13 protein-coding genes and 1 pseudogene are annotated in these 21,359 nt (G+C 71.2%); 6 read left to right on the top strand and 8 right to left on the bottom strand.

The genetic code is table 11. The features are described from left to right. Positions 1-93: 93 nt before the first annotated feature. Positions 94-1,452: a carbohydrate-binding protein gene (locus AC07DI_RS29260; protein WP_478907102.1), complete on the top strand. Its 1,359-nt coding sequence runs from the start codon at positions 94-96 to the stop codon at positions 1,450-1,452. 4 nt (positions 1,453-1,456) lie between these two features. Here the strand turns inward: AC07DI_RS29260 and AC07DI_RS29255 are convergent, their stop codons facing one another. From AC07DI_RS29255 to AC07DI_RS29240, 4 genes are read right to left on the bottom strand one after another with little or no spacing between them, the layout of a single operon-like run. Beyond that, entirely contained in the window at positions 1,457-2,089 is a 633-nt protein-coding gene (locus AC07DI_RS29255; RefSeq protein ID WP_478907100.1) for a response regulator, read from the bottom strand. Further along, positions 2,079-3,347: a sensor histidine kinase gene (locus tag AC07DI_RS29250; RefSeq protein ID WP_478907098.1), complete on the bottom strand. Its 1,269-nt coding sequence runs from the start codon at positions 3,345-3,347 to the stop codon at positions 2,079-2,081. Before AC07DI_RS29250 ends, AC07DI_RS29255 begins: the two co-directional genes overlap by 11 nt. A 37-nt stretch (positions 3,348-3,384) precedes the next feature. Then, positions 3,385-4,206, bottom strand: a complete 822-nt coding sequence (locus tag AC07DI_RS29245) for an ABC transporter permease (RefSeq protein WP_478907096.1) — start codon at positions 4,204-4,206, stop codon at positions 3,385-3,387. Beyond that, positions 4,203-5,105 carry an ABC transporter ATP-binding protein gene (locus AC07DI_RS29240; RefSeq protein ID WP_478907094.1) on the bottom strand — a complete coding sequence of 301 codons (903 nt, stop codon included), beginning with the start codon at positions 5,103-5,105 and terminating at the stop codon, positions 4,203-4,205. The genes AC07DI_RS29245 and AC07DI_RS29240 overlap by 4 nt, the downstream gene beginning before the upstream one ends. 197 nt (positions 5,106-5,302) lie before the next feature. Between AC07DI_RS29240 and AC07DI_RS29235 the strand changes: the two genes are divergently transcribed. Next, positions 5,303-7,282 (top strand): ABC transporter ATP-binding protein, encoded by a 1,980-nt coding sequence (locus AC07DI_RS29235; protein WP_478907092.1) that lies wholly within the window; start codon positions 5,303-5,305, stop codon positions 7,280-7,282. After that, on the top strand, positions 7,279-9,219 hold the full coding sequence (locus tag AC07DI_RS29230; protein ID WP_478907090.1) for an ABC transporter ATP-binding protein: 1,941 nt from the start codon (positions 7,279-7,281) through the stop codon (positions 9,217-9,219). The genes AC07DI_RS29235 and AC07DI_RS29230 overlap by 4 nt, the downstream gene beginning before the upstream one ends. Positions 9,220-9,376: 157 nt before the next feature. On the opposite strand, the pseudogene AC07DI_RS29225 reads toward AC07DI_RS29230, so the two are convergent. Together AC07DI_RS29225 and AC07DI_RS29220 are read right to left on the bottom strand one after the other, a co-directional pair. Beyond that, positions 9,377-10,054 (bottom strand): annotated as a pseudogene (locus tag AC07DI_RS29225) (hypothetical protein); the annotation flags it as partial. Between the two features lie 30 nt (positions 10,055-10,084). After that, positions 10,085-10,849 (bottom strand): alpha/beta fold hydrolase, encoded by a 765-nt coding sequence (locus AC07DI_RS29220; RefSeq protein ID WP_384249628.1) that lies wholly within the window; start codon positions 10,847-10,849, stop codon positions 10,085-10,087. A gap of 149 nt (positions 10,850-10,998) precedes the next feature. Here AC07DI_RS29220 and AC07DI_RS29215 point away from each other — a divergent pair, with 149 nt between their 5' ends. The 3 genes from AC07DI_RS29215 to AC07DI_RS29205 all read left to right on the top strand — a co-directional run bounded on the left by AC07DI_RS29215 (position 10,999) and on the right by AC07DI_RS29205 (position 16,920). Continuing rightward, positions 10,999-11,904, top strand: a complete 906-nt coding sequence (locus tag AC07DI_RS29215) for a LysR family transcriptional regulator (protein WP_478907087.1) — start codon at positions 10,999-11,001, stop codon at positions 11,902-11,904. 994 nt (positions 11,905-12,898) lie between these two features. Continuing rightward, positions 12,899-14,971, top strand: coding sequence for a M4 family metallopeptidase (locus AC07DI_RS29210; RefSeq protein ID WP_478907085.1), 2,073 nt, complete (start codon positions 12,899-12,901; stop codon positions 14,969-14,971). 329 nt (positions 14,972-15,300) lie between these two features. Continuing rightward, on the top strand, positions 15,301-16,920 hold the full coding sequence (locus AC07DI_RS29205) for a M4 family metallopeptidase (RefSeq protein ID WP_478907083.1): 1,620 nt from the start codon (positions 15,301-15,303) through the stop codon (positions 16,918-16,920). A gap of 79 nt (positions 16,921-16,999) precedes the next feature. On the opposite strand, the gene AC07DI_RS29200 is transcribed toward AC07DI_RS29205, so the two are convergent. Together AC07DI_RS29200 and AC07DI_RS29195 are read right to left on the bottom strand one after the other, a co-directional pair. After that, positions 17,000-17,560, bottom strand: coding sequence for a hypothetical protein (locus AC07DI_RS29200; protein WP_478907081.1), 561 nt, complete (start codon positions 17,558-17,560; stop codon positions 17,000-17,002). A 10-nt stretch (positions 17,561-17,570) separates the two neighbouring features. Continuing rightward, positions 17,571-21,359: RHS repeat-associated core domain-containing protein (locus AC07DI_RS29195; RefSeq protein ID WP_478907079.1), on the bottom strand; the 3,789-nt coding region annotated here is incomplete at its 5' end.

Raw genomic sequence — 21,359 nt, 5'->3', positions numbered from 1 at the left:
ACAGCTACTTGCGGGCAGTTGAGGCTTCTACGGTGTGGGCGATCCCCGCTTCCCCGGCAACTCCTTCTCCCTGGTAGATCGAGGAGATCCCGCATGCTCCCCACCCCTCCCCGACGTGTCGCGGCGGCGTGTGCCGCGGCGGTCGCGACCGGCGCGCTGGTCCTCGCGGGCCTGCCCGCGACCGCCTCCGCGCAGAGTGACCCCGCCCCCTCCCGGCCCCTCTCCCCCGCCCGGAGCGCCGCCGTCGGCCAGACCTCCCCCGAAGTGCTGCGGGCCATGCGGCGCGACCTCGGCCTCACCGCGGCACAGGCCAGGGCCCGGCTGGTCAACGAGGCCGAGGCCGGCGCCGTCGCGGGGGCGCTGCGCAACGCCCTCGGCCGCGACTTCGCGGGCGCCTGGGTGCACGGCGCCACCTCCGCGCGGCTCACGGTGGCGACCACGGACGCCGCCGACGTCCCGGTGATCGAGGCGCGGGGCGCGCGGGCCGCGGTGGTCGCGCACTCGGCCGCCCAACTGGACGCGGCCAAAGCCAGGCTGGACCGGGTGGCGACGAAGAGGGCGACGCTCGACGCGCCGGTCCGGTACGTCGACGTACGCTCCAACGCGGTCGTGGTGCGGGCCGTGCGCGCCTCGGCGGCGGCGTCCCTCGTCGCCGCGGCGGGCCTCGACGCCTCTCTCGTACGCGTCGAGAGGACCGTACAGCGGCCGCGGCCGGTGTACGACCTGGTGGGCGGCGACGCGTACTACATGGGCGGCGGTCGCTGCTCGATCGGCTTCCCGGTCACCAAGGGCACGCAGCAGGGCTTCGCCACGGCGGGCCACTGCGGGCGCGCGGGCACCGCGACCAGCGGCTACAACCAGGTGGCCCAGGGCACGTTCCAGGCGTCGATCTTCCCCGGCCTGGACATGGCCTGGGTCGCCGCCAACTCCCAATGGACCGCCACCCCGTACGTGGAGGGCCCGGGCGGGCAGCAGGTCGGCGTCGGGGGCTCCACACAGTCCCCGGTGGGTGCGTCGATCTGCCGCTCGGGCTCCACTACGGGGTGGCACTGCGGCACGATCCAGCAGCACAACACCAGCGTCACCTACCCCGAGGGCACGATCAACGGCGTGACGCGGACGACGGTCTGCGCCGAGCCGGGCGACTCGGGCGGCTCCTTCATATCCGGGAGCCAGGCGCAGGGCGTCACGTCCGGCGGCTCCGGCGACTGCTCCGGCGGCGGCACGACGTTCTACCAGCCCATCAATCCGCTGCTCCAGCAGTTCGGCCTGACGCTGAGGACGACGGGCGGGGGCGACCCCGAGCCGGGCGGCACGTGGGCCGCGGGCAAGGTGTACGCGGCGGGTGACACGGTCACCTACGGCGGGTCCAGCTATCGCTGCCTTCAGGGGCACCAGGCGCAGACCGGCTGGGAGCCGCCGAATGTTCCCGCGTTGTGGGAGCGGGCGTAGGGCGTCAGCCGAGGATTCCGCGGCTGTACGCCGTCGCCACCGCCGCCGCCCGGTCCTTGGCGTCCAGCTTGCCGTAGATGTGGGTGAGGTGCGTCTTGACGGTGGCCTCGCTGATGAAGAGTTCGGCGGCGATGGCGCGGTTCGACGTGCCCTTGGCGACGAGTGCGAGCACCTCCTTCTCGCGGGTGCTCAGCGGTTCGTTGCCGGGGGCGCGTACGCGTGAGACGAGCCGGGACGCGACGGCGGGCGAGAGGACCGTGCGGCCCTGGGCGGCGGCGCGGACGGCGGTGAACAGCTCGTCGCGCGGGGCGTCCTTGAGGAGGTAGCCCGTGGCGCCCGCCTCGATCGCGGGCAGCGTGTCGGAGTCCGTGTCGTACGTGGTGAGGACGAGGACCCGGGCGCGGGAGCCGCGCCGGTTGAGCTCGGCGATCGCGTCGACGCCGTTGCCGCCCGGCATGCGGAGGTCCATCAGGACGACGTCCGGGTCGAGTTCGGCGCTCAGGGCGACGGCCTCCACGCCGTTCGACGCCTCGCCGAGCACCTCGAAACCGGGGGCCGACAGGAACATGCCGCGCAGCCCGTCGCGGACGACGGGGTGGTCGTCGACGAGGAGGAGAGTGATCACTTCAGTGGTCATGACGCACCAACGGTACGCGAGCCGACACCGCGGTGCCGCCGCCCGGCTCGGACTCCACGGTGAGCGATCCCGCGATGCGTTCCGCCCGTGCCCGCATGCCGTCGAGGCCGAACCCGCCCGAGCCGGTGCGCGCGGCCGTGGCGAGCGGGTCGAAGCCCCGGCCGTCGTCGCGCACGTCCAGGCTGACCTCGTCGCCCATGAAGGACAGGGTGACGCCGAGGCGGGCCGCGTCGGCGTGCCGTGCGGCGTTGGACAGGGCCTCCTGGACGATGCGCAGGAGGGTCGCCTCGATCTCGTCGTGGAGGTGCTCGGCGGTGCCGGTGACGGTGAAGTCGGCGCGTACGCCGGTGCGCTCCGCCCACTCGGCGACGGTCTTCTTGAGCGCCTCGGGGAGCCGGTCGTGCTCAAGCGGCGCGGGCGAGAGGTTGTGCACGGAGCGGCGGGCCTCGCCGAGGCTGTGCCGGGCGAGGTCGGCGGCGCGGCCCAGGTGTTCGCGGGCCAGGGTCTCGTCGGAGGCGTTCGCGACGACCTGGAGCTGGGCGATGATGCCGGTCAGGCCCTGCGCGATGGTGTCGTGGATCTCGGCGGCGAGCCTGCGCCGCTCGTCGGCGACACCGGCCTCCCGTGCCTGGACGAGTAGCTGGGAGTGAAGGGCGGCGTTCTCGTCCATGGCCTGCTTCAGGGCGCGGTTGGTGGACTCCAGTTGCTTGATGGTGACGGCCTGGACGCGGGCCCGCTCGTCCTCCTGGGCGGCGAGGTGGGCGAAGACGGTGAGCAGGGCGACGTTGACGGCGAGGAGCGCGCCGAACACGCCCCAGGCCGCGCCGTTCGCCGGTGGCAGGCCGCCGGACTGGGAGCCCGCCATGATGACGGCGGTGGCGAAGAGGCCGGGTTTGACGAGGCGGGGCGGCAGCAGCCGTTCGGCGCCGAAGTAGCCGACGACGGCGTAGAACGCGAAGAACGGGTTGATCCAGGTGAGGGCGAAGGCGATCGCCCACCGCACGGCGTAGTAGCAGACGCCCGCGGCCGAGGGGCCGGGCCGCGTGTGGGCGGCCCGGCCCCAGCACAGCTGGAGCACGAACGCCGCGGCGACCAGGGCCCCGGCCGCGTACCAGTCGGCCGGTCCCATCCCGACCACGCCGCCGGTGGCGAGGGCCATCAGGGTGCCGAAGCAGAGCAGGCCGTAGGGGCCCCACCGGTTGAACAGGCCCCAGCGCTGCTCGACCGTCGTCACGGCGTTTGCCGAGGTCGCGTCCATGGACCAAGTGTCGGTCACGGGCCTGCCCACCGCGGCCTCACTCCCACCGGAACCAGCGCGCGGCTCCCGCCGACAGGGCCACGGCCCACAGCGCGAGGACGCCCAGGTGGACCCAGCCGGGCCAGTCGCCGGATGCGGCGTCGCCCAGGGCCTGGGAGGCGGCGCCGAGCGGGGTGACCTCGACGGCGCGGGCGAGCGCGTCGGGCATCGCCTGCACCGGCAGCCAGACGCCCGCGCTGAACATCATCGGGAAGAAGACGGCGGAGCCGATCGCGGTCGCCGCCTTCGTGGTGCGGGCGAGCGCCGCGACCAGGGCGCCGAGGGCGAGTCCGCACGCGACGGCGAGGAGCAGCGCGAGGGCGTACCCGAAGGGCTGGCGCGGCAGCGGCACGTCGAACGCCAGGCGGCCCACGGTCAGGGAGAGCAGTGCCGAGCCGAGCGCGGCGGCGCCGAGGATGCCCATCTGCGCGCCGAGCACGGCAAAGGGGCGTACCGGGGTCGCGGACATGCGGCGCAGGATGCCGCGTTCGCGGTAGCCGGTGAGCAGCGGCGGCATGGCCTGCACCCCGGCCATGATCAGGGAGAGCAGCACCGTGACGGGAACGTACGCGTCGACCAGGCGCAGGCCGTCCAGCGAGGCGTCGGTCTCCCGGAAGGACGGGATGGAGCCGAGGATCACCAGGAGCAGGGTGGGGAACGCCAGGATCCAGAAGACGGCGCCCGGTTCGCGGCGGAAGAGCCGGATCTCGGCCTTGAGGACGGCCCTGGCGGCCTTGTTGCGGGCGGTGTCTGTGTTGCCCGTGTTACCAGCGTTGCCAGTGTTGTCTGGGTTGCGCGGTGCGGCGGTGGCCGTGGTCATGCCGATGCTCCCGTCAGGTCGAGGAAGGCGTCGTCCAACGTGGCGTCGGCGACCCGGAGTTGGTGGGCGGTGATCTGGTGCCTGGCGAGCAGGGTGATCGCGGCGTCGACGCTCTCGTCGGTGCCGTGCAGGGTGTAGCGGCCGTCGCGGTGTTCGACGGAGGTGACGGCGGGCAGCCCCGCGAGCGCGCGCTCGTCCAGCGGCGCGGACGGCGTGAACGACATCACCGTGGAGTTCGCGGAGCGGCTGATCAGGCCCGCCGGGGTGTCCAGGGCGGCGACCCGCCCCTTGTCGATGACGGCGACGCGGTCGCAGAGGCGCTGCGCCTCCTCCATGAAGTGGGTGACCAGGAGGACGGTGACGCCGCGGTCGCGGACGTCCTCGATCAGCTCCCAGGTGTCGCGGCGGGCGCGCGGGTCCAGGCCGGTGGTGAGCTCGTCGAGGACGACGACCTTCGGATCGCCGATGAGCGCGAGCGCGATGAACAGGCGCTGCTTCTGACCGCCCGAGAGCTTGCCGAAGCGGCTGTCGAGCTTGTCGGTCAGGCGCAGGCGTTCGGCGAGGGGCCGCCAGTCGGCTGGGGCGGGGTAGAACGCCGCGTACAGTTCGAGGGCCTCGCGCACGGTCAGCTTCGGCTGGAGCTCGCTCTCCTGGAGCTGGGCGCCGAGGATGCGGGTGAGGCGTTCGTGGTCGGCGACCGGGTCGAGTCCCGCGACGCGGACGGTGCCGGAGTCGGGGACGCGCAGCCCCTCGACGCACTCGACGGTGGTGGTCTTGCCCGCGCCGTTGGGTCCGAGGATGCCGAAGATCTCACCCTCCTCCACGGCGAAGGAGACGCCGTCGACGACGGTACGGCCGCCGTAGGCCTTCTTGAGTCCATGCGCTTCGATGAGGGGCATACGTCGAGGTTCCCCGGCCGGCCCGGGCACGGGCATCGCCCATCACGCTCGAAGACGCATCAGCCGATCGGTTGACGGCGGGGTACGACTCCCCCACCGGCGGCCCCTCCGCCCATGACGTACGACCCGGCCGCGCGCCGCCCTCCGGTGGAAAACTCGGTGGGCTCTGTCAGTGGCGATACGTAGGCTCGCTCCTGATGCCGAAATCAGCTGCCCCCGCCGAAGAACGGTCCACCGTACGGACGTTGCTGCGCCTGTGGCCGTACGTACGGCCGATCCGCGCCCGCCTCGTCACAGCGGCGGTCATCGCGGTCGTCGCCTCCTGTACGGGCCTCGTCTTCCCCCTCGTGCTCAAGTGGATGGTCGACGGTCCCGTGGCCGACCGGGATGCGGCCGGGGTGTGGCTGGGGGCTCTCCTGCTGCTTCTGCTCGGTGTCGCGGAGGCGCTGCTCTTCGGGTTGCGGCGGTGGCTGATCGCGCGACCCCTGGCGGGCGTGGAGGCCGCGATGCGCGCCGACCTCTACCGCCATCTGCAGCGGCTCCCGGTGGCCTTCCACGACCGGTGGGCGTCCGGACAGCTGCTCTCGCGCGGTACGACGGATCTGATGCTGCTGCGGATGTTCCTGGCCTTCCCGCTGACGTTCCTGCTGGTCAACGGCGCGACCATCCTGGTCGGCGTGATCATCCTGCTCGGGCAGGACTTCACGCTCGGCCTGGTGCTGCTCGCGCCCGTGGCGCCGATGGTGATCGCGCTCGCGTACTACGAGGGGCGCTACACCGCCGTGGCGCGGCGCGCGCAGGACCAGGTCGGCGATCTGACGACGGTCGTCGAGGAGAGCGTGCTCGGCATCCGCATCATCAAGGGCTTCGGCCGCCACCGCAGCCAGGCGCGGGCCTTCCGCGACCTTTCGCACACGCTGCGCGGCACCGAACTGGCCAAGGCGCGGATCCTCGCCGCGATCTACGCCGTGATCATGACGCTGCCGGAGGCGGCGATCGGGGCGGCGCTGGTGCTCGGCACGGTGCGGGTCGCGGACGGCGACCTGTCGGCGGGCACGCTGGTCGCCTTCCTTTCGACGGCGCTCGCGCTGCGCTGGCCGGTGGAGTCCATCGGCTTCCTGCTCGCGATGAGCCAGGAGTCGGCGACGGCCACGGAGCGGTACTTCGAGGTGATGGACGCGGAGCCGGAGGACGGGGTGGGGGGTACCGATACCCGTCCCGACACCGATGCTCGCCCCGAGACCGATACCCGTCCGGACGCAGATACCCATCCCCATCCCGACACCCATCCCCATCCCGACACCGATACCCGTCCCGGCACCGATACCCGTCCCGGCACCGATACCGGTGGGATCCGTTTCGACCGTGTGGTGTTCAGGTATCCGGACGCCGCGCCCGACGCCCCCGCCGTCCTCGACCGCGTCGACCTGCATGTGCGCCACGGCGAGACCATGGCTCTCGTCGGCGCGACAGGCAGCGGCAAGACGACGCTCACCGCTTTGGTGCCCCGCCTGCACGAGGTGACCGACGGCCGCATCACGCTGGACGGCGAGGACATCACGGCGATGGACCGCGAGCACCTGCGTACGCTCGTCGCCGTCGCCTTCGAGGAACCAACCCTGTTCTCCGCGACGGTCGGCGAGAACGTCCTGATGGGCGCGGCGCGGTCCGCGGGCGACGCCGAGCTGCGCCGGGCGCTCGACGTGGCCCAGGCCGACTTCGTCCACGCCCTGCCGCAGGGCACCGAAACCCAGGTCGGCGAGCAGGGCCTGAGCCTGTCCGGCGGCCAGCGCCAGCGCCTCGCCCTGGCCCGCGCGGTGGTCGGCCGCCCCCGCTTCCTGGTACTGGACGACCCGCTCTCCGCCCTCGATGTGCACACGGAGGCGCTGGTGGAGGCGGCGCTGCGGCGGGTCCTCGCGGACACGACCGCGCTGATCGTCGCCCACCGCCCCTCCACGGTGCTGCTCGCCGATCGTGTCGCCCTGCTCTCCGGGGGCCGCGTCGCCGCCGTCGGCACCCATCAGCAGCTGCTCCGGGAGAACGCGGAGTACGCGTGGCTGATGTCGGGAGCGGACGCCGCCGACGGCCCCGACGCCGGCCCCGACCCCGACGCCGGGGCCGAGCACCCCTCCGACCGCCCTGCCGCCCACCGCCCCGCCGAGGAGCCCGCCCGATGACCTCGTCGACATCCGTACGGGAGAAGCCCGTAGACCCGGAAGAGCCCGAGGAGCACGGGAGGGACGGGGGAAGCGGCGAACGCGGGGAGCCCGCGGGGCACCGCGCCCCCGGGAGTCCCGCGGGCTCGCCCGCGCCGGACGACCCCTTCGACAAGGACGAGCTGCCCGCGCCGCCCGGCGCCACCCGCGCCCTGCTGCGCTCACTGCTCTCGCCGCTGCGCGGCCGCGTCGCGCTCGCCGCCGTACTGCTCCTCGTGCAGCAGGCCGTCGTGCAGGCGGGACCACTGCTCGTGGCGTACGCCATCGACCGCGGCGTGCCCGCCGTGCGCGCCGACGACTACGGTCCACTGATCGCCGTCGGCATCGGCTACCTCTGCTGCGCGGGCGCATCGGGCGCGCTGCAGTACGCGTTCATCGTCGCCTCCGCGCGCGTGAACCAGGACGTGCTGCTCGATCTGCGCGGCCGCATCTTCCGGCACGCGCAGGCGCTCAGCGTCGACTTCCACGAGCGGTACACGTCCGGACGGCTGATCTCCCGCTCGACCACCGACGTCGAGTCGCTGCGCGAACTCCTCAGCGAAGGCCTGCAAGAACTCATCACGGTCATCCTCTCCTTCGTCTACATCTCGGCGATGCTGCTCTGGCTCGACCTCGGGCTCGGCGCGGTGGCGGTCGCGTCGTTCGTGCCGCTCTACCTCCTCATCCGCCTCTACCAGCGGCGCGCGGGGGCGATGTTCCGCGACCGCTCGACCGCGATCGCCGCCGTCATCGTGAAGTTCGCGGAGACGATGAACGGCATCAGGCCGGTGCGGGCCTTCCGCAGGGAGCAGGCCAACGACGCGGAGTTCGGCGAGCTCAACCGCCGGCACGAGCGGACCAACGGCGCCGCCATGCTGGAGATGGCCCGCTACGTGGTCGGCTCGCGGCTCGTGGCCAACACCGCCGTCGCCGCCATCGTGCTGTGGGGCGCCCAGCGGGTCGCGGACGGCGGGCTCGCGCTCGGCGTGCTGGCCGCCGCCGTGCTGTACCTGCGGCGCCTGTACGACCCGATCGACCGGCTCGGCATGTTCCTCAACTCCTACCAGTCGGCGGCGGCGTCCCTGGAGAAGGTCGCGGGGCTGCTCGCCCAGACGCCGACCGTGCCCGAGCCCGCGGCGTCCGACGTGCGCCCGCTGCCCGTACCGGAATCCGGCCGGCCGGGCCGCGAGGTGCGGTTCGAAGGGGTGCGGTTCGCCTACCGCACGGGCGGCGAGGTACTGCCCCGCTTCGATCTGACGCTGCCGGCCGGGCAGACCGTCGCCGTGGTCGGCTCCACCGGCGCGGGCAAGTCGACGCTGGCCAAGCTGCTCGCCCGCTTCTACGACCCGACGGAGGGCCGCGTCCTCCTGGACGGCGTCGACCTGCGCGAACTTGCGGGCGCTGAGCTGCGGCGCGGCGTCGTGATGGTGACCCAGGAGGCATTCCTGTTCTCCGGGACGGTCGCGGAGAACATCGCGATCGGCCGGCCCGACGCCACCCGCGACGAGATCGAGCGCGCCGCACAGGCCATCGGCGCCCACGACTTCATCATGTCGCTCCCCGACGGGTACGACACCGACGTACGCAAGCGGGGCGGCCGGATCTCCGCGGGCCAGCGGCAACTGGTGGCCTTCGCCCGCGCGCTGCTCGCCGATCCGGCGGTACTGATCCTCGACGAGGCGACCAGCTCCCTGGACATCCCGGGCGAACGGGCCGTACAGCGCGCCATGCACACGGTGCTGCGCGGCCGCACGGCCGTGGTCATCGCCCACCGGCTCTCCACGGTGGAGATCGCCGACCGGGTCCTGGTGATGGCACACGGCCGAGTCGTGGAGGACGGCGCCCCCGACGAACTGATCGCCGGTACGGGAGAGTTCGCCGGCCTGCACAGGGCGTGGCGGGAGAGCGTGGTGAGCTGAGGGCGCGGTGACGCCCCGCGGCGGGCCTGGCGCGGTGCAGGGTCCGCGATCTGATGCGCAATGTCGGTGCCCGATGCGCACTGGATGCGCAAATCCGGGGTTCGGTGCGCAATGGTCGCGGTCCGTAGCTGTTGATGTTGATCTCTCGAATGAGTCCCTACGGCAAGTCTCCTTTGATTGGCTGCGGGTGGCGGACTCTTTGGCGTCGGCCGCCGTGGCGGCGGGTCCGGTCGGTGCACGGGAAGGCGCTACTCGGGCAGCTATGTCTCGGCGACGACGGGCGAGCACGTGGTACGGGAGAGCCGTGTGGAGCCGGCCCGTTTGCTGCTGTCGGACTTCGATCCGGCATTACGCGAGATCTTCGCTCAGCCGTGTCGGCTGGCTGCGACGGCGATCCGATGGGCGTCGCAGAGCGGCGGTTGGCCGGCGACCGTCCCGTCCACGAGGTGAGGTCGGCGCTGATGGCGCTGTCGTGGTCTGGGGGGTGGTGGTGTGCTGTTGCGGGTGCGAGGCCATCCGACGTGGTCGAGGTGTTCGGTGACTTTGGCGGTCGGGAAAGCCGGGTTCTCAGGTCGGTGAAGGCGACTGCCGCCTGCGTGAAACCGGTCCGGTCCCAGGCGCGCAATGTGTCTTTGCCCCTGGCGGTAGGCAGGAGCACCCATGTCATGGCGGCGGAGTCGGTGAGCACCAGCTGTTGCCACAGTTCGAACTGGAACACCATCTGCGGGTCGGGCTCGACCCATCCGGCATGGGCCGTCAAGGAGTGGACCAGGTCGGGGTGGAGACCAGCGGCAGCTGTGGCGACGACGGCGCCGAGCGCGTGCCCCACGAGGTGGAAGCGGTCGAGGGCGGCGTGCCGGGCTGTCTAGCGCAGGGCCTCGCGAAGCGCCTGGTTGAAACGCTCGGCTTGGTCCTGCTGCGACATGTGGCCGGCGCCTTTGATGACCGTGAGCCGGGCGTCGGGGATCAGGCTCGCGCACTCACGGGGAATGCCGAGCGGGACCTCGGTGTCCAGTTCGCCGTGCAGGAACGTGGTGGGCACGCGCACCCGGCCCAGGCGGCCGCGCGGATCGTAGTTGGCCTGGTCGACGACGAGTTGGTCGATGAGGAAGGCCGAATCCAGGAGCTGCCGCACCGTCCAGTCGATCATCGCGGTACTGACGCCGGGGCGGTACCACTGCGGGACGAAGTCGGCGAGTGTGCCCGCTCGGTCGGCGCGCAGGTCAGCCAGCAGCTTGTCCATCGCGTTCTGCATCCCCGAGAAATGGTGGATGCCGGCGTCGACGGGAACGATGGCACCGATCTTGTCCGGAGCGGCCAGGGCGGCCTCGATGGTGAACGCCCCCGCGATCGACGACCCGATCAGCACTGGCTTGTCCAGTGCCAGAGCGTCGAGGAACTCCAGGACGTCGTGGGTGACCTCGGCGATGGTGTAGCCGGTGACGGGCCGGTCGGAGCGGCCGCAGCCCCGCCAGTCGACGGTGATCACGCGGTGGTCGGCCATCAGGTCGGCGGCCTGGGCGTCCCACACCCGGCCGCTGGTGCCCCAGCCGTGCAGGAACACCAGGGGGCGGCCGGCGCCGTGGTCCTCGTAGTAGAGCCGGGTGCTGTTGACGGTCGCGTAGGTCATCTTCTCGTCCTTCCTCCAGCGGTCCCGCCTTGCGGGGCCGCTCTCGCCGAGCTGCGCTGACGTAGGCAATTCCAGCGGAGCGGCCGGTGACGACCAAGGAGAGATCCGCTCCTAGACTGATCAAGAACCGTGATGAATGCGAGGTGCCCGTGGAACTGCGTCAGGTGCGTTACTTCGTGGGCGTGGCCGAGGAACTGCATTTCGGACGCGCCGCCGAGCGGCTGCACATCGTGCAGCCGACCGTCAGCCAGCAGGTCCGCCGGCTGGAGCGCGAGTTCGGGCTGGACCTGTTCGACCGCACCACCCGCACTGTGACCCTGACCGCGGCGGGCCGGGCCTTCCTGCCGCATGCCCGCGCCATCCTGCAGGCCGAGCGCGCGGCGACCGAGACGATGGCCGCTCTGCGCACCGACCAGGAAGCGATCCTGCGCCTCGGCACCAACGTGGGGCTGGGCACCCGCCTGGACGCCTTGTTGACGGCACTGGCCGAACGGGCTCCCCAGCTCATGGTCGAACTGGTCAGCGCGCCCCCGGCGACCCGGCTCCAGCAGGTCCGCGAAGGAGAACTGGACGCCGCCTTCATCCGGGGCGTCGAGCACAGCCCAGACCTGGAGTTCCTCCCCCTGTGGCGCGACGTCCTGGTGGCGGCCCTGCCCGCGCGGCACCCCCTGGCAGCACAACAGAAAGTCGCTCTCGCCGACCTGGCCGACCTGGCCCTGCGCCTCGCACCCCGGGAAGCCAACCCGCACCTGGCCGATATCGTCGTCGGCGCCTGCCGGACAGCCGGTTTCGAACCCATCATGGGCCCCGCCTTCACCACCGACCAGGACACCCTGGCCGCCATCGCCTCCGGCAGGCCGAGCTGGACGGTCTACTACGAGGCCCAAGCCCGGATCCAGCCGGCTCCCCGCGTCACCTTCCGGCCCTTCGCCGAACCCGCCCCGGCCGTCCGGACCTGCCTGGCCGTACGCCCAGGTCCCCCGTCCCCCCGGCTGACCGCACTACTGGACGCCTGCAACGAACTGGAGCGGACTGACCACCCGGGGCGCCCGTAGGCAAACGATGCGGGGCGAAGGGTCTCCATCCTTGCATGAGGTGCGCCACGTCCCCTGGAGGGTGAAGCGGCCGGACGGAGGTGTCACGGACGCACAGTCCAAACCTTCTCCACATCAACTCACAGTGACCAGAAGAAGCAGCTACTGCCTCGGAATTGCGCATCGACAGCCGCCACACACGCTGCGCACCGAGCCCGGATTCCGGCGTTTCCGCAGGAACCGGTGCGCACGAAGTCGCGGACGCTACACGCGGGGCGGACCGGGACTCCTCACCCATCGCGTCACAGGCATGGACCACCGGCGAAATACAGCCACGCGCCACCGATCACTGGCAGCGCTCCGCTTTCGAACAGTGTGCCGCACGGTGTCGTTGAGGTGGCGTGGCGGGTACGCGCGTGGAGAGGCGCCGGAGCCGCCGGCGAGCGGGGCGGGGCCCGGCCGCCCGGCCGGGGCCGTGGGACAACGGGGGAGGGCCGCGGGCGACGCCCAGCAGCTGAGCCGGGCAGGGCACGGCCCGGGGAGCCCAGGCCCCACCCGCGCGCGACCTCGCCGGACATCCGGCCCACCCGGCATCCGGCCCACCGGGCGTTCAGTGCCTACGCGGGCCTCGGCCCAGCACGCCGGAGGGCCCCGCCGGAGGCCCGCTCCCGTCTCCCGCGAGCGCCCCCGCCCCCTCCCTTCAGGCTCCCCGACCGAACTCCGGATACCGAACGTGCCCCACCGGCCAACGGACTGATTCCGGCCAACTACTGATGCGCACCTGACAACTGGGGTCCTCTGGTGCCACTCTTCCCCTCGACCGTCGCACGGCTTTCAACAAGCCGACGGTTTCTTTTCACGCAGTACCCGTTGCGCATCGCCCGGTTCTTTCCGCGCAACGCCAGTACTGCTTGTGCACCGCCCAGTTCTGCGTTCCGCCTTGCTCTGCCCGGAGGGCGACCCAGCCATCCGGTAGTTCTGGCCGCGCACCCACGCGGCCGCGCAGAAGGAGTCCGTGTTGAGAAACACCTCCCACAGACCCACCTCCCACAGCCGTTCGGTCCGCACCCGTGCGACCGCCGTCGGCGCCCTCTCCGCAGTCGCCGCACTCCTCGCCGTCGCCGTTCAGGCGGGCCCCGCCTCGGCCGACGACCCCGCGGCCAAGGCCGCGCCCGCCGCCCAGAAGCTCGGGAAGGTCGACCCCGGCGCCCTGGCCGTCAAGCTCTCCCCCGCCCAGCGCGCGGAGCTCATACGCGACGCCAACGCCACCAAGGCGGACACCGCCGAGCACCTGAAGCTGGGTGCCAAGGAGAAGCTCGTCGTCCGCGACGTCACCAAGGACCGCGACGGCACGGTCCACACCCGCTACGAGCGCACCTACGCGGGCCTGCCGGTCCTCGGCGGCGACCTGGTGGTCGACACGGCGAAGTCCGGGAAGACCGAGGGCGTCACCAAGGCCTCGAAGGCGCAGCTCAAGGGCGTCGACACCAGCGCCGCCGTCAAGGCGTCGGCCGCCGAGAAGCAGGCGCTCGGCGCCGCGAAGGCCGAGGGCTCGAAGAAGACCGACGCCGACCGGGCGCCCCGCAAGGTCGTGTGGGTGGCCAACGGCAAGCCGGTGCTCGCGTACGAGACCGTGGTCGGCGGCCTCCAGCACGACGGCACGCCGAACCAGCTGCACGTCGTCACGGACGCCACCACCGGCAAGAAGCTGTTCCAGTGGCAGGGCATCGAGAACGGCACCGGCAACACGCAGTACAGCGGCCAGGTCACCGTGGGCAGCGTCCAGTCGGGGTCGAACTACACGCTCACCGACTCCGGGCGCGGCAACCACAAGACGTACAACCTGAACCACGGCACGTCCGGCACCGGCACCCTCTTCTCGGGCCCGGACGACGTCTGGGGCAACGGCTCCCCGTCGAACGCCGAGACCGCGGGCGCGGACGCCGCCTACGGCGCCCAGCTCACCTGGGACTACTACAAGAACGTGCACGGCCGCAGCGGTATCCGCGGTGACGGCGTCGGCGCGTACTCCCGGGTGCACTACGGCAACAACTACGTCAACGCCTTCTGGGACGACAGCTGCTTCTGCATGACGTACGGCGACGGCTCGGGCAACTCCAAGCCGCTCACGTCCATCGACGTGGCCGCGCACGAGATGACGCACGGCGTCACGTCGGCGACCGGCAACATGACCTACAGCGGCGAGTCCGGCGGCCTGAACGAGGGTACGTCTGACATCTTCGCGGCGGCCGTGGAGTTCAACGCCAACAACCCGCAGGACAAGGGCGACTACCTCGTCGGCGAGAAGATCGACATCAACGGTGACGGCACCCCGCTGCGCTACATGGACAAGCCGAGCAAGGACGGCGCGTCCAAGGACTCGTGGTACTCGGGCATCGGCAACGTCGACGTGCACTACTCGTCCGGTGTCGCCAACCACTTCTACTACCTGCTGAGCGAGGGCAGCGGCAAGAAGGAGATCAACGGCGTCCAGTACGACTCGCCGACCTCCGACGGCCTGCCGGTGACCGGCATCGGCCGTGACAAGGCGTCGCTGATCTGGTTCAAGGCGCTCACCACGAAGTTCACCTCGACCACCAACTACGCCTCGGCCCGCACCGGGACGCTCGCGGCGGCCGGTGAGCTGTACGGCACCACCAGCCCGGAGTACAACGCCGTGGCGAACGCCTGGGCCGGCGTGAACGTCGGCGGCCGTCCCGGCGGCGACCCCGGCGGCGGCACGTCCTTCGAGAACACCACGGACGTCAGCATTCCGGACAACGGCCCCGCGGTCACCTCGACGGTCAACGTCACCGGACGCACCGGCAACGCGCCGAGCGCCCTGAAGGTCGGCGTCGACATCGTGCACACGTGGCGCGGTGACCTCCAGGTCGACCTGGTGGCACCCGACGGGTCGGTCTACCCGCTGAAGCCGACCAGCGCCTCGGACTCCGCGGACAACGTCAAGGAGACCTACACGGTCAACGCCTCGTCCGAGGTGGCCAACGGCGCCTGGAAGCTGCGGGTTCAGGACAAGGCCGCGCAGGACACCGGCTACATCAACAGCTGGAAGGTCACCTTCCCGTAAACCCGCCTGAAGACGCCCGAGGACGCCATCGCGCGCCCGACGGTCCCCCTTCACGCAGCTCCGAGCAGAACGAACGCCGCCGCCCCGGGTCGATCAACTCCCCGGGGCGGCGCGCTCGTTCACGGCGTCACGCCGTTCACACCGTGTTCGCATTACGTATGTTGACCATCGCTCAACGGACGATTTCCGGCCAACATCCAGCCAAGGGCTGACATGTACCTGGCTCGAATGACACTCTTCCCTCGCACCACACAAGCACCATCCGCACCGCATCTTTCATGCCCGGGCAGTCCCCCATGCCTCCCGGGCCCCCCACAGAAGGAGCCTGCGTGACCCCCCACATATCCATTAAGCGTTCGACCCTGGCCATAGCCACCGCCGTCGCGGCCGGCGCGCTGCTCACCGCCGGTCTGGCCACCGGTGCCTCGGCCGAGCCGGCCGCGCCCTCCGGCGCGCCCGCCGCCCTCTCCACCTCCGCCAAGGCGGGCCTCCTCAAAGACGCCGACGCGGGCAAGGCCGCCACCGCCGAGAAGATCGGCCTGGGCGCCAAGGAGAAGCTGGTCGTCCGCGACGTGGTCAAGGACCGCGACGGTACGGTGCACACCCGCTACGAGCGCACCTATGACGGTCTGCCCGTCCTCGGCGGCGACCTCGTCGTGCACACCGCGAAGAGCGGCAAGGTGAAGAGCGTCACGAAGGCCACCAAGGCGAGCGTGCGGGTCGCGTCCACCGACGCGAAGCTCGGCAAGGCATCGGTCGCCAAGTCCGCCGAGTCGGCAGCCGCCAAGGCCAGGACCGCCAAGGCCGACGCGCAGTCGCCCCGCAAGGTGATCTGGGCCGCCACCGGCAAGCCGGTCCTCGCCTACGAGACCGTCGTCACCGGCACGCAGAAGGACGGCACGCCCAGCAGACTCCACGTCGTCACGGACGCCGCGACGGGCAAGAAGCTCTTCCAGCACCAGGCCATCGAGAACGGCACCGGCAACAGCCAGTACAGCGGCAAGGTCGAGGTCGGCTCCAAGAAGGGCACGGGCGGCTTCGAGCTGACCGACGACACCCGCGGCGGCCACTCCACGGTCAACCTGGCGAACGGCGAGGGCGAGGGCAAGCTCTTCACGGACGACGACGACACGTGGGGCACCGGCAAGGCCGACGACCCGCAGACCGCCGCCGTCGACGCCGCGTACGGCGCCCAGGTCACCTGGGACTACTACAAGGACGTGCACGGCCGCGAGGGCATCAAGGGCGACGGCAAGGGCGCGACCTCCCGCGTCCACTACGGCAACAACTACGTCAACGCCTTCTGGGACGACAGCTGCTTCTGCATGACGTACGGCGACGGCGAGGGCAACAAGGCCCCCCTCACCTCGATCGACGTCGCCGCCCACGAGATGTCGCACGGCGTCACCTCGGCGACCGGCAACATGGAGTACAGCGGCGAGTCCGGCGGCCTCAACGAGGCCACCTCGGACATCTTCGGCTCCTCCGTCGAGTTCAACGCCAAGAGCCCCGAGGACATCGGCGACTACCTCATCGGCGAAGAGATCGACATCAACGGCGACGGCACCCCGCTGCGCTACATGGACAAGCCGAGCAAGGACGGCAGCTCCCTGGACAGCTGGAGCGCCGACGCAGGCAACGTCGACGTCCACTACTCCTCGGGCATCGCCAACCACTTCTTCTACCTGCTCTCCGAGGGCAGCGGCGCGAAGGAGATCAACGGCGTCAAGTACGACTCCCCGACCGCCGACGGCTCCAAGGTCGAGGGCATCGGCCGCGACAAGGCCGAGAAGATCTGGTTCAAGGCCCTGACGGCGTACTTCACGTCGACGACCGACTACAAGGCGGCCCGTGAGGGCACGCTGAAGGCGGCGACGGACCTGTACGGCGCGGACTCGGCCGAGGTCAAGGCCGTGGGCGCGGCCTGGACGGGCGTCGCGGTCAAGTAGGGACGCGCGACCGGCGGCACCCGGGGGGTTCCTTCCTCCCCCGGGTGCCGCTTTTCCGTTCACTCCGCCTTGAGCTCGTTCACTCCGCCTTGCGCTCACGGCTGTTGGCACGGTTCTTCGCGATGTTGCGGGTCTTCTTGGTGCGGGCCGACTCGGCGACGACCGCGAGCGCCTCCGGCGACCTCGACCACTCGGCGAGGTGGCGCTGCATCCAGTCGGTGACCCCCGCCAGCTCGTCCGGCGTCGGCACGTGGCCGTCCCTGACGGACAGGTAGAGCAGCCAGTCGTGGATGCGGCGGCGGATGAACTCGCGGGAGCCCTCCGCCTCGAACCGGTCGATCTCCGGCAGCAGTTCGTCCGACCACCGCCGGAACTCGGCAGCCCCTGTCGCCTTCTCCGCGATCTCGTCCACGAAGGCGACGACCGCCGTCCTGGCCCCCATGTCGTTGGGGTCGCGCAGGATCGTGGCCACGATCGCGCGGTCCCGGTCCCGGTCGCGGCTCGGCGAGGAAGCGGTCGCCGAGACGACGCGCAGGTACGCGGAGGTCCGGGCGTGCTCGTCCGCGACGGCATCGTCGACGTCCACGTCGACGATGCCGGCCTGCGCCAGCAACTCGGCCAGATCGGCTCGCAATGTCATCGTCTCATCCCTACTTGCAGATCTTCTTGGCGGCCTCGGCGGCCTCACGCTGCTCCTTCGCGGCCCGCTCCTCCGCCTGACTCCGCTTGCCGAGCTTCCTGACGGCGGTCCTGATCTGCGGCTTGAAGTGCTCCACCGCTTGCTGCTGCTTGCGCGAGAGTTCCGGCTGATTGTGGAGGGGCTTGCCGTTCGGACCGATCCTCACCTCGCGGCCCCCGCCACCCGTTACGTGGGCGTGCGCGGGCTTGTCGACGTCGTACTCGTGCACGACGATGTGCACGCCGTTCTTGCTGACATCGAGGAGGGACAGTCCGAAGGGGTCGACCCACATGAACGGGTTGGGAGCATAACCGTGCGGCGCGAAGCCACCGGCCAGACCGATCGGGTCCGGTGTGAGGTAGCGGGCGGTCTCGGGGTCGTAGTGCCGGAAGTAGTTGTAGTGCAGCCCCGTCTCGGGGTCGTAGTACTGGCCGGGGAAGCGCAGCGGCGTGTAGGCGGTGGCGCTCCGGTTCCAGACTGTGGTGCCCCAGAGGGTGGTTCTGGTGCGCCAGGCGATCTCGCCCTGTTCGTCGAGGAGTTCGGTCGGGGTGCCGACGACATCGGTGACGATGGCGTAGAAGCGGGCGTCCACTTCCTCGTCGGTGAGGTGTTTGCGCTCTGTCTGGGCCAGGGGGAGCAGGCCGTCGTGGTCCCAGGTGAGGGTCGTTGATCCGGGTGCGCCGGGGGTGCGGCTCGTCTGTTCGCAGAGAGTCACGCCGTCCCAGGTGAAGTCGGTCTGCTCCGCCACGCCCTGTTCGGTCACGCGCTGTTTGGCGATGCGGCGGCCCAGGGGGTCGTAGAGGTAGCGCCACCGTGTGCCGTCGGGGGTCACCACCGACGTGAGGCGGTCCTCCGCGTCCCACTCGTAGTGCCAGGTGTCGGGCTTGCGGGACAGGCGGGTCTTCTGGCGCAGGATGGTGCGGCCCGCCGTGTCGTACGCGTAGCGGACATTGCCCGCCGCGGTGATACGGGTGCCGGTGTACACGCGGGGGCCCGTCGCCTCTTGGCCCGGCATGGGCGCGGGCCAGGAGGCGTCGGTCTGATTGCCCGCGTCGTCGTAGGCGTAGGTCTCCGTCCAGCCCGCCGCGTGGACCGCCGTGACCCGGCCCGCCGCGTCGAGGTCGAACCGCCGCGCGCCGCCCAGCTGGTCCTCGACGCGAATCAGATGGTCGTCCGCACGGTAGGCGTACACACGCTGCTGGACAGGTGTGCGGGCCGGGCCCATCAGCTCCTGCTTCGACAGGCGGCCCACGACGTCGTACACGTTCGTCAGCGTCAGGGCCTCGCCGACCGTGCGCGTGAGTTCTCGGCCCGCCCCGTCGTACGTGAACGCCAGCCTCCTGCCCGACGTGGTCAGCCCCGTGCGATTGCCTGCCGCGTCGTACGTCCAGGTGCTCGTCGCGCCGGACGGTGTGGTGCGGCCGGTGCGGCGGCCCAGTTCGTCGTAGGTGCAGGTCAGAGTGCGGCCGTTGACCGTCTCCGAGAGCAGGCGGCCCGCGCTGTCCCGCTCCAGGACCAGGGTCGCGTCGGGGCCCACCGCCTCGGCGAGGCCGCCTGTCGGGTGGTACGCGTAGCGCGTGACGGCGGTACCCGCCACGTTCTTCGTGACCGTCCGGCCCAGAGCGTCCCGCTCGAAGGTGATCTCGTCGCCCGCGGCCGTCGTACGGGTCAGCAACTGGCCCGTCGCGTCGTGGGTGTACGTCAGCTTGCGGTCGTCGAAGTCCGTCTCCGCCACCAGACGGCCCGCCGGGTCGTACTCGTAACTCCAGGACAGACCCTGCGGGTTGATGACCCTGCGAAGCTGGAGCTGGGTGTCGTGCTCGAACTCGTGGCGGACGCCGTCGGGGCCCGTGCGGGCCGCGATCAGGTCGAAGTGCGTGTATTCGTGCGTCGTGGTCGCGCCCATCGCGTCCGTGTGCGAAACGCAGTTGCCCTCGCCGTCGTACGTCCACGACTCCGACGAGCCGTCGGCCTCCGTGCGCCGCGCCGGCTTGCCCTCCACCGTCCACTCGAACCGCGTGGTCGCGCCCGTCGGGTCCGTGATCGTGCGCACGCGGCCGAAGGCGTCGAGGCCGTAGCGGGTCACCGCGCCCAGCGGGTCGGTGACCTCCAGCGGCAGGCCCGCCGCGTTGCACCGCCGCTCGGTGGTGTGGCCGAGGGGGTCCGTGATGGTGGAGACGGCTCCGGTGGCGTCGTGGGTGAAGGTGTGCGTCATGCCGTCGGGTGCGGTCACGCCGGTGAGGTTGCCGCGCTCGTCCCAGGTCTGGCGCAGGACGGCGCCGTCCGGCCCGACGAGCTCCACCAGCAGGTCGAGGTCGTTGTACTCCGCACTGGCGCACGTGCCGTCCGGAGCGCGTGTCGCGATCAGATTGCCGCGCTCGTCCCAGGTGTTCTCGGTGCGGCGCCCCAGCGCGTCGGTGCGGACGAGCAGGTTGTTCCAGCCGTCCCACTCGGTGTGGACGGTGCCGCCCAGCGGGTCCGTCTCGGACAGGAGCTGGCTGAGGTCGTTGTAGCGGTAGACGGTGGTGTGGCCAAGGGCGTCGGTGTAGCGGGTCTCCCGCGCGTCGGGACGGTACTCGACGGTGCAGGCCAGGTGGCCCGCGGTGCTCTCGCCGCGGACGCAGCGGTCCTCGCCGTCGTAGGTGAAGCGGTACCAGGTGTGGTTGCTGTCGGTCCAGGACGTGATGCGGGCGTCGTCGTCGTAGTCCAGCCGCAGCCGGACTCCGGCCGAGCTGTGGACCTCGGCCAGATTGCCGACCTCGTCATAGCCGTACGCGACCACCAGCGTGCCGCCGGGGGCGTCGTCGGTGCCGAGCAGCCGCAGCGCGGTGACGCGGTGGTCGTCCGTGTCCACCTTCAGGTGGTAGCCGCCGGTGTGGCGTATCGCCGTGGGCGCGCCGGTGGGGTCGCGGTCGATGTCGACTCGGTTGCCGTTGCGGTCGGTGATGGCTCGCAGTGCCAGGGTTTCGTGCCGTTCCCCGGCACACGGGTGCTCCCGTGCCACGGGCTCCGGGAAGTGGCGGACGTGGCCGGTGTGCGGGTCGGTGACCGTGACCGCGCCCGTGTCGTCGGTGTACAGCGGCCAGCGGGGGCCGTGGGCGGGCAGCACGTGCGCACCGCCGGGTTCGGGGTGGGGGTAGGACAGCAGCTGGCCGTCCTCGGTGACGTAGACCAGGCCCTTGTCGTCGATCTCGACCCGCTCGTCCAGCGTCGAGGCCCATGAGTGGCCGTACCAGTGGCCCCAGCGGTACGTGGACAGATGCGTGCGCCGCAGGACGAGCGGGAGCAGGCCCGGCAGGGCGATGTCGGTCCCCTCCATGAGCATCTCGCCGGAGATCATGTCGATGGGATCGCCGTTCTTGCAGCGCCCCTTGGCCGACTTGGCCTTGCCCGCCACCTTCTTCATGCCGCCCGCGAGCGCCTTGCGGAGTCCCCCGGAGCGCAGTCCTCGGGCGGCGGCCTTCATGCCCTTGGCCGCTCTGGCGACGCTGGTGAAGCCCTTGCCGCCGGGGATGCAGTCCATGGCGGCGAAGGCGACATCCATGAGGCTGGCCTGGCCTTTTGCGTATTTGCTCAAGGTGTCGGCAAGGACGATAGCGCCCGCGATGATGACGATCGCGGCGAGGATCGGCCCGCCGATGATCATCGCGATGACACCGACGACGGCGACGACGACCTTGCAGACGGCGACGATGGTGTCCCAGTTGTCGGAGACCCAGTCGCCGATCTCCTCCCACCAGTGCCGGTTCCGGATACCGGC

This window comes from Streptomyces sp. NPDC044106 (genome assembly GCF_056433985.1).
The sequence above is the reverse complement of the archived record's forward strand: the minus strand, read 5'-3'. Positions and strand labels throughout refer to the sequence as shown.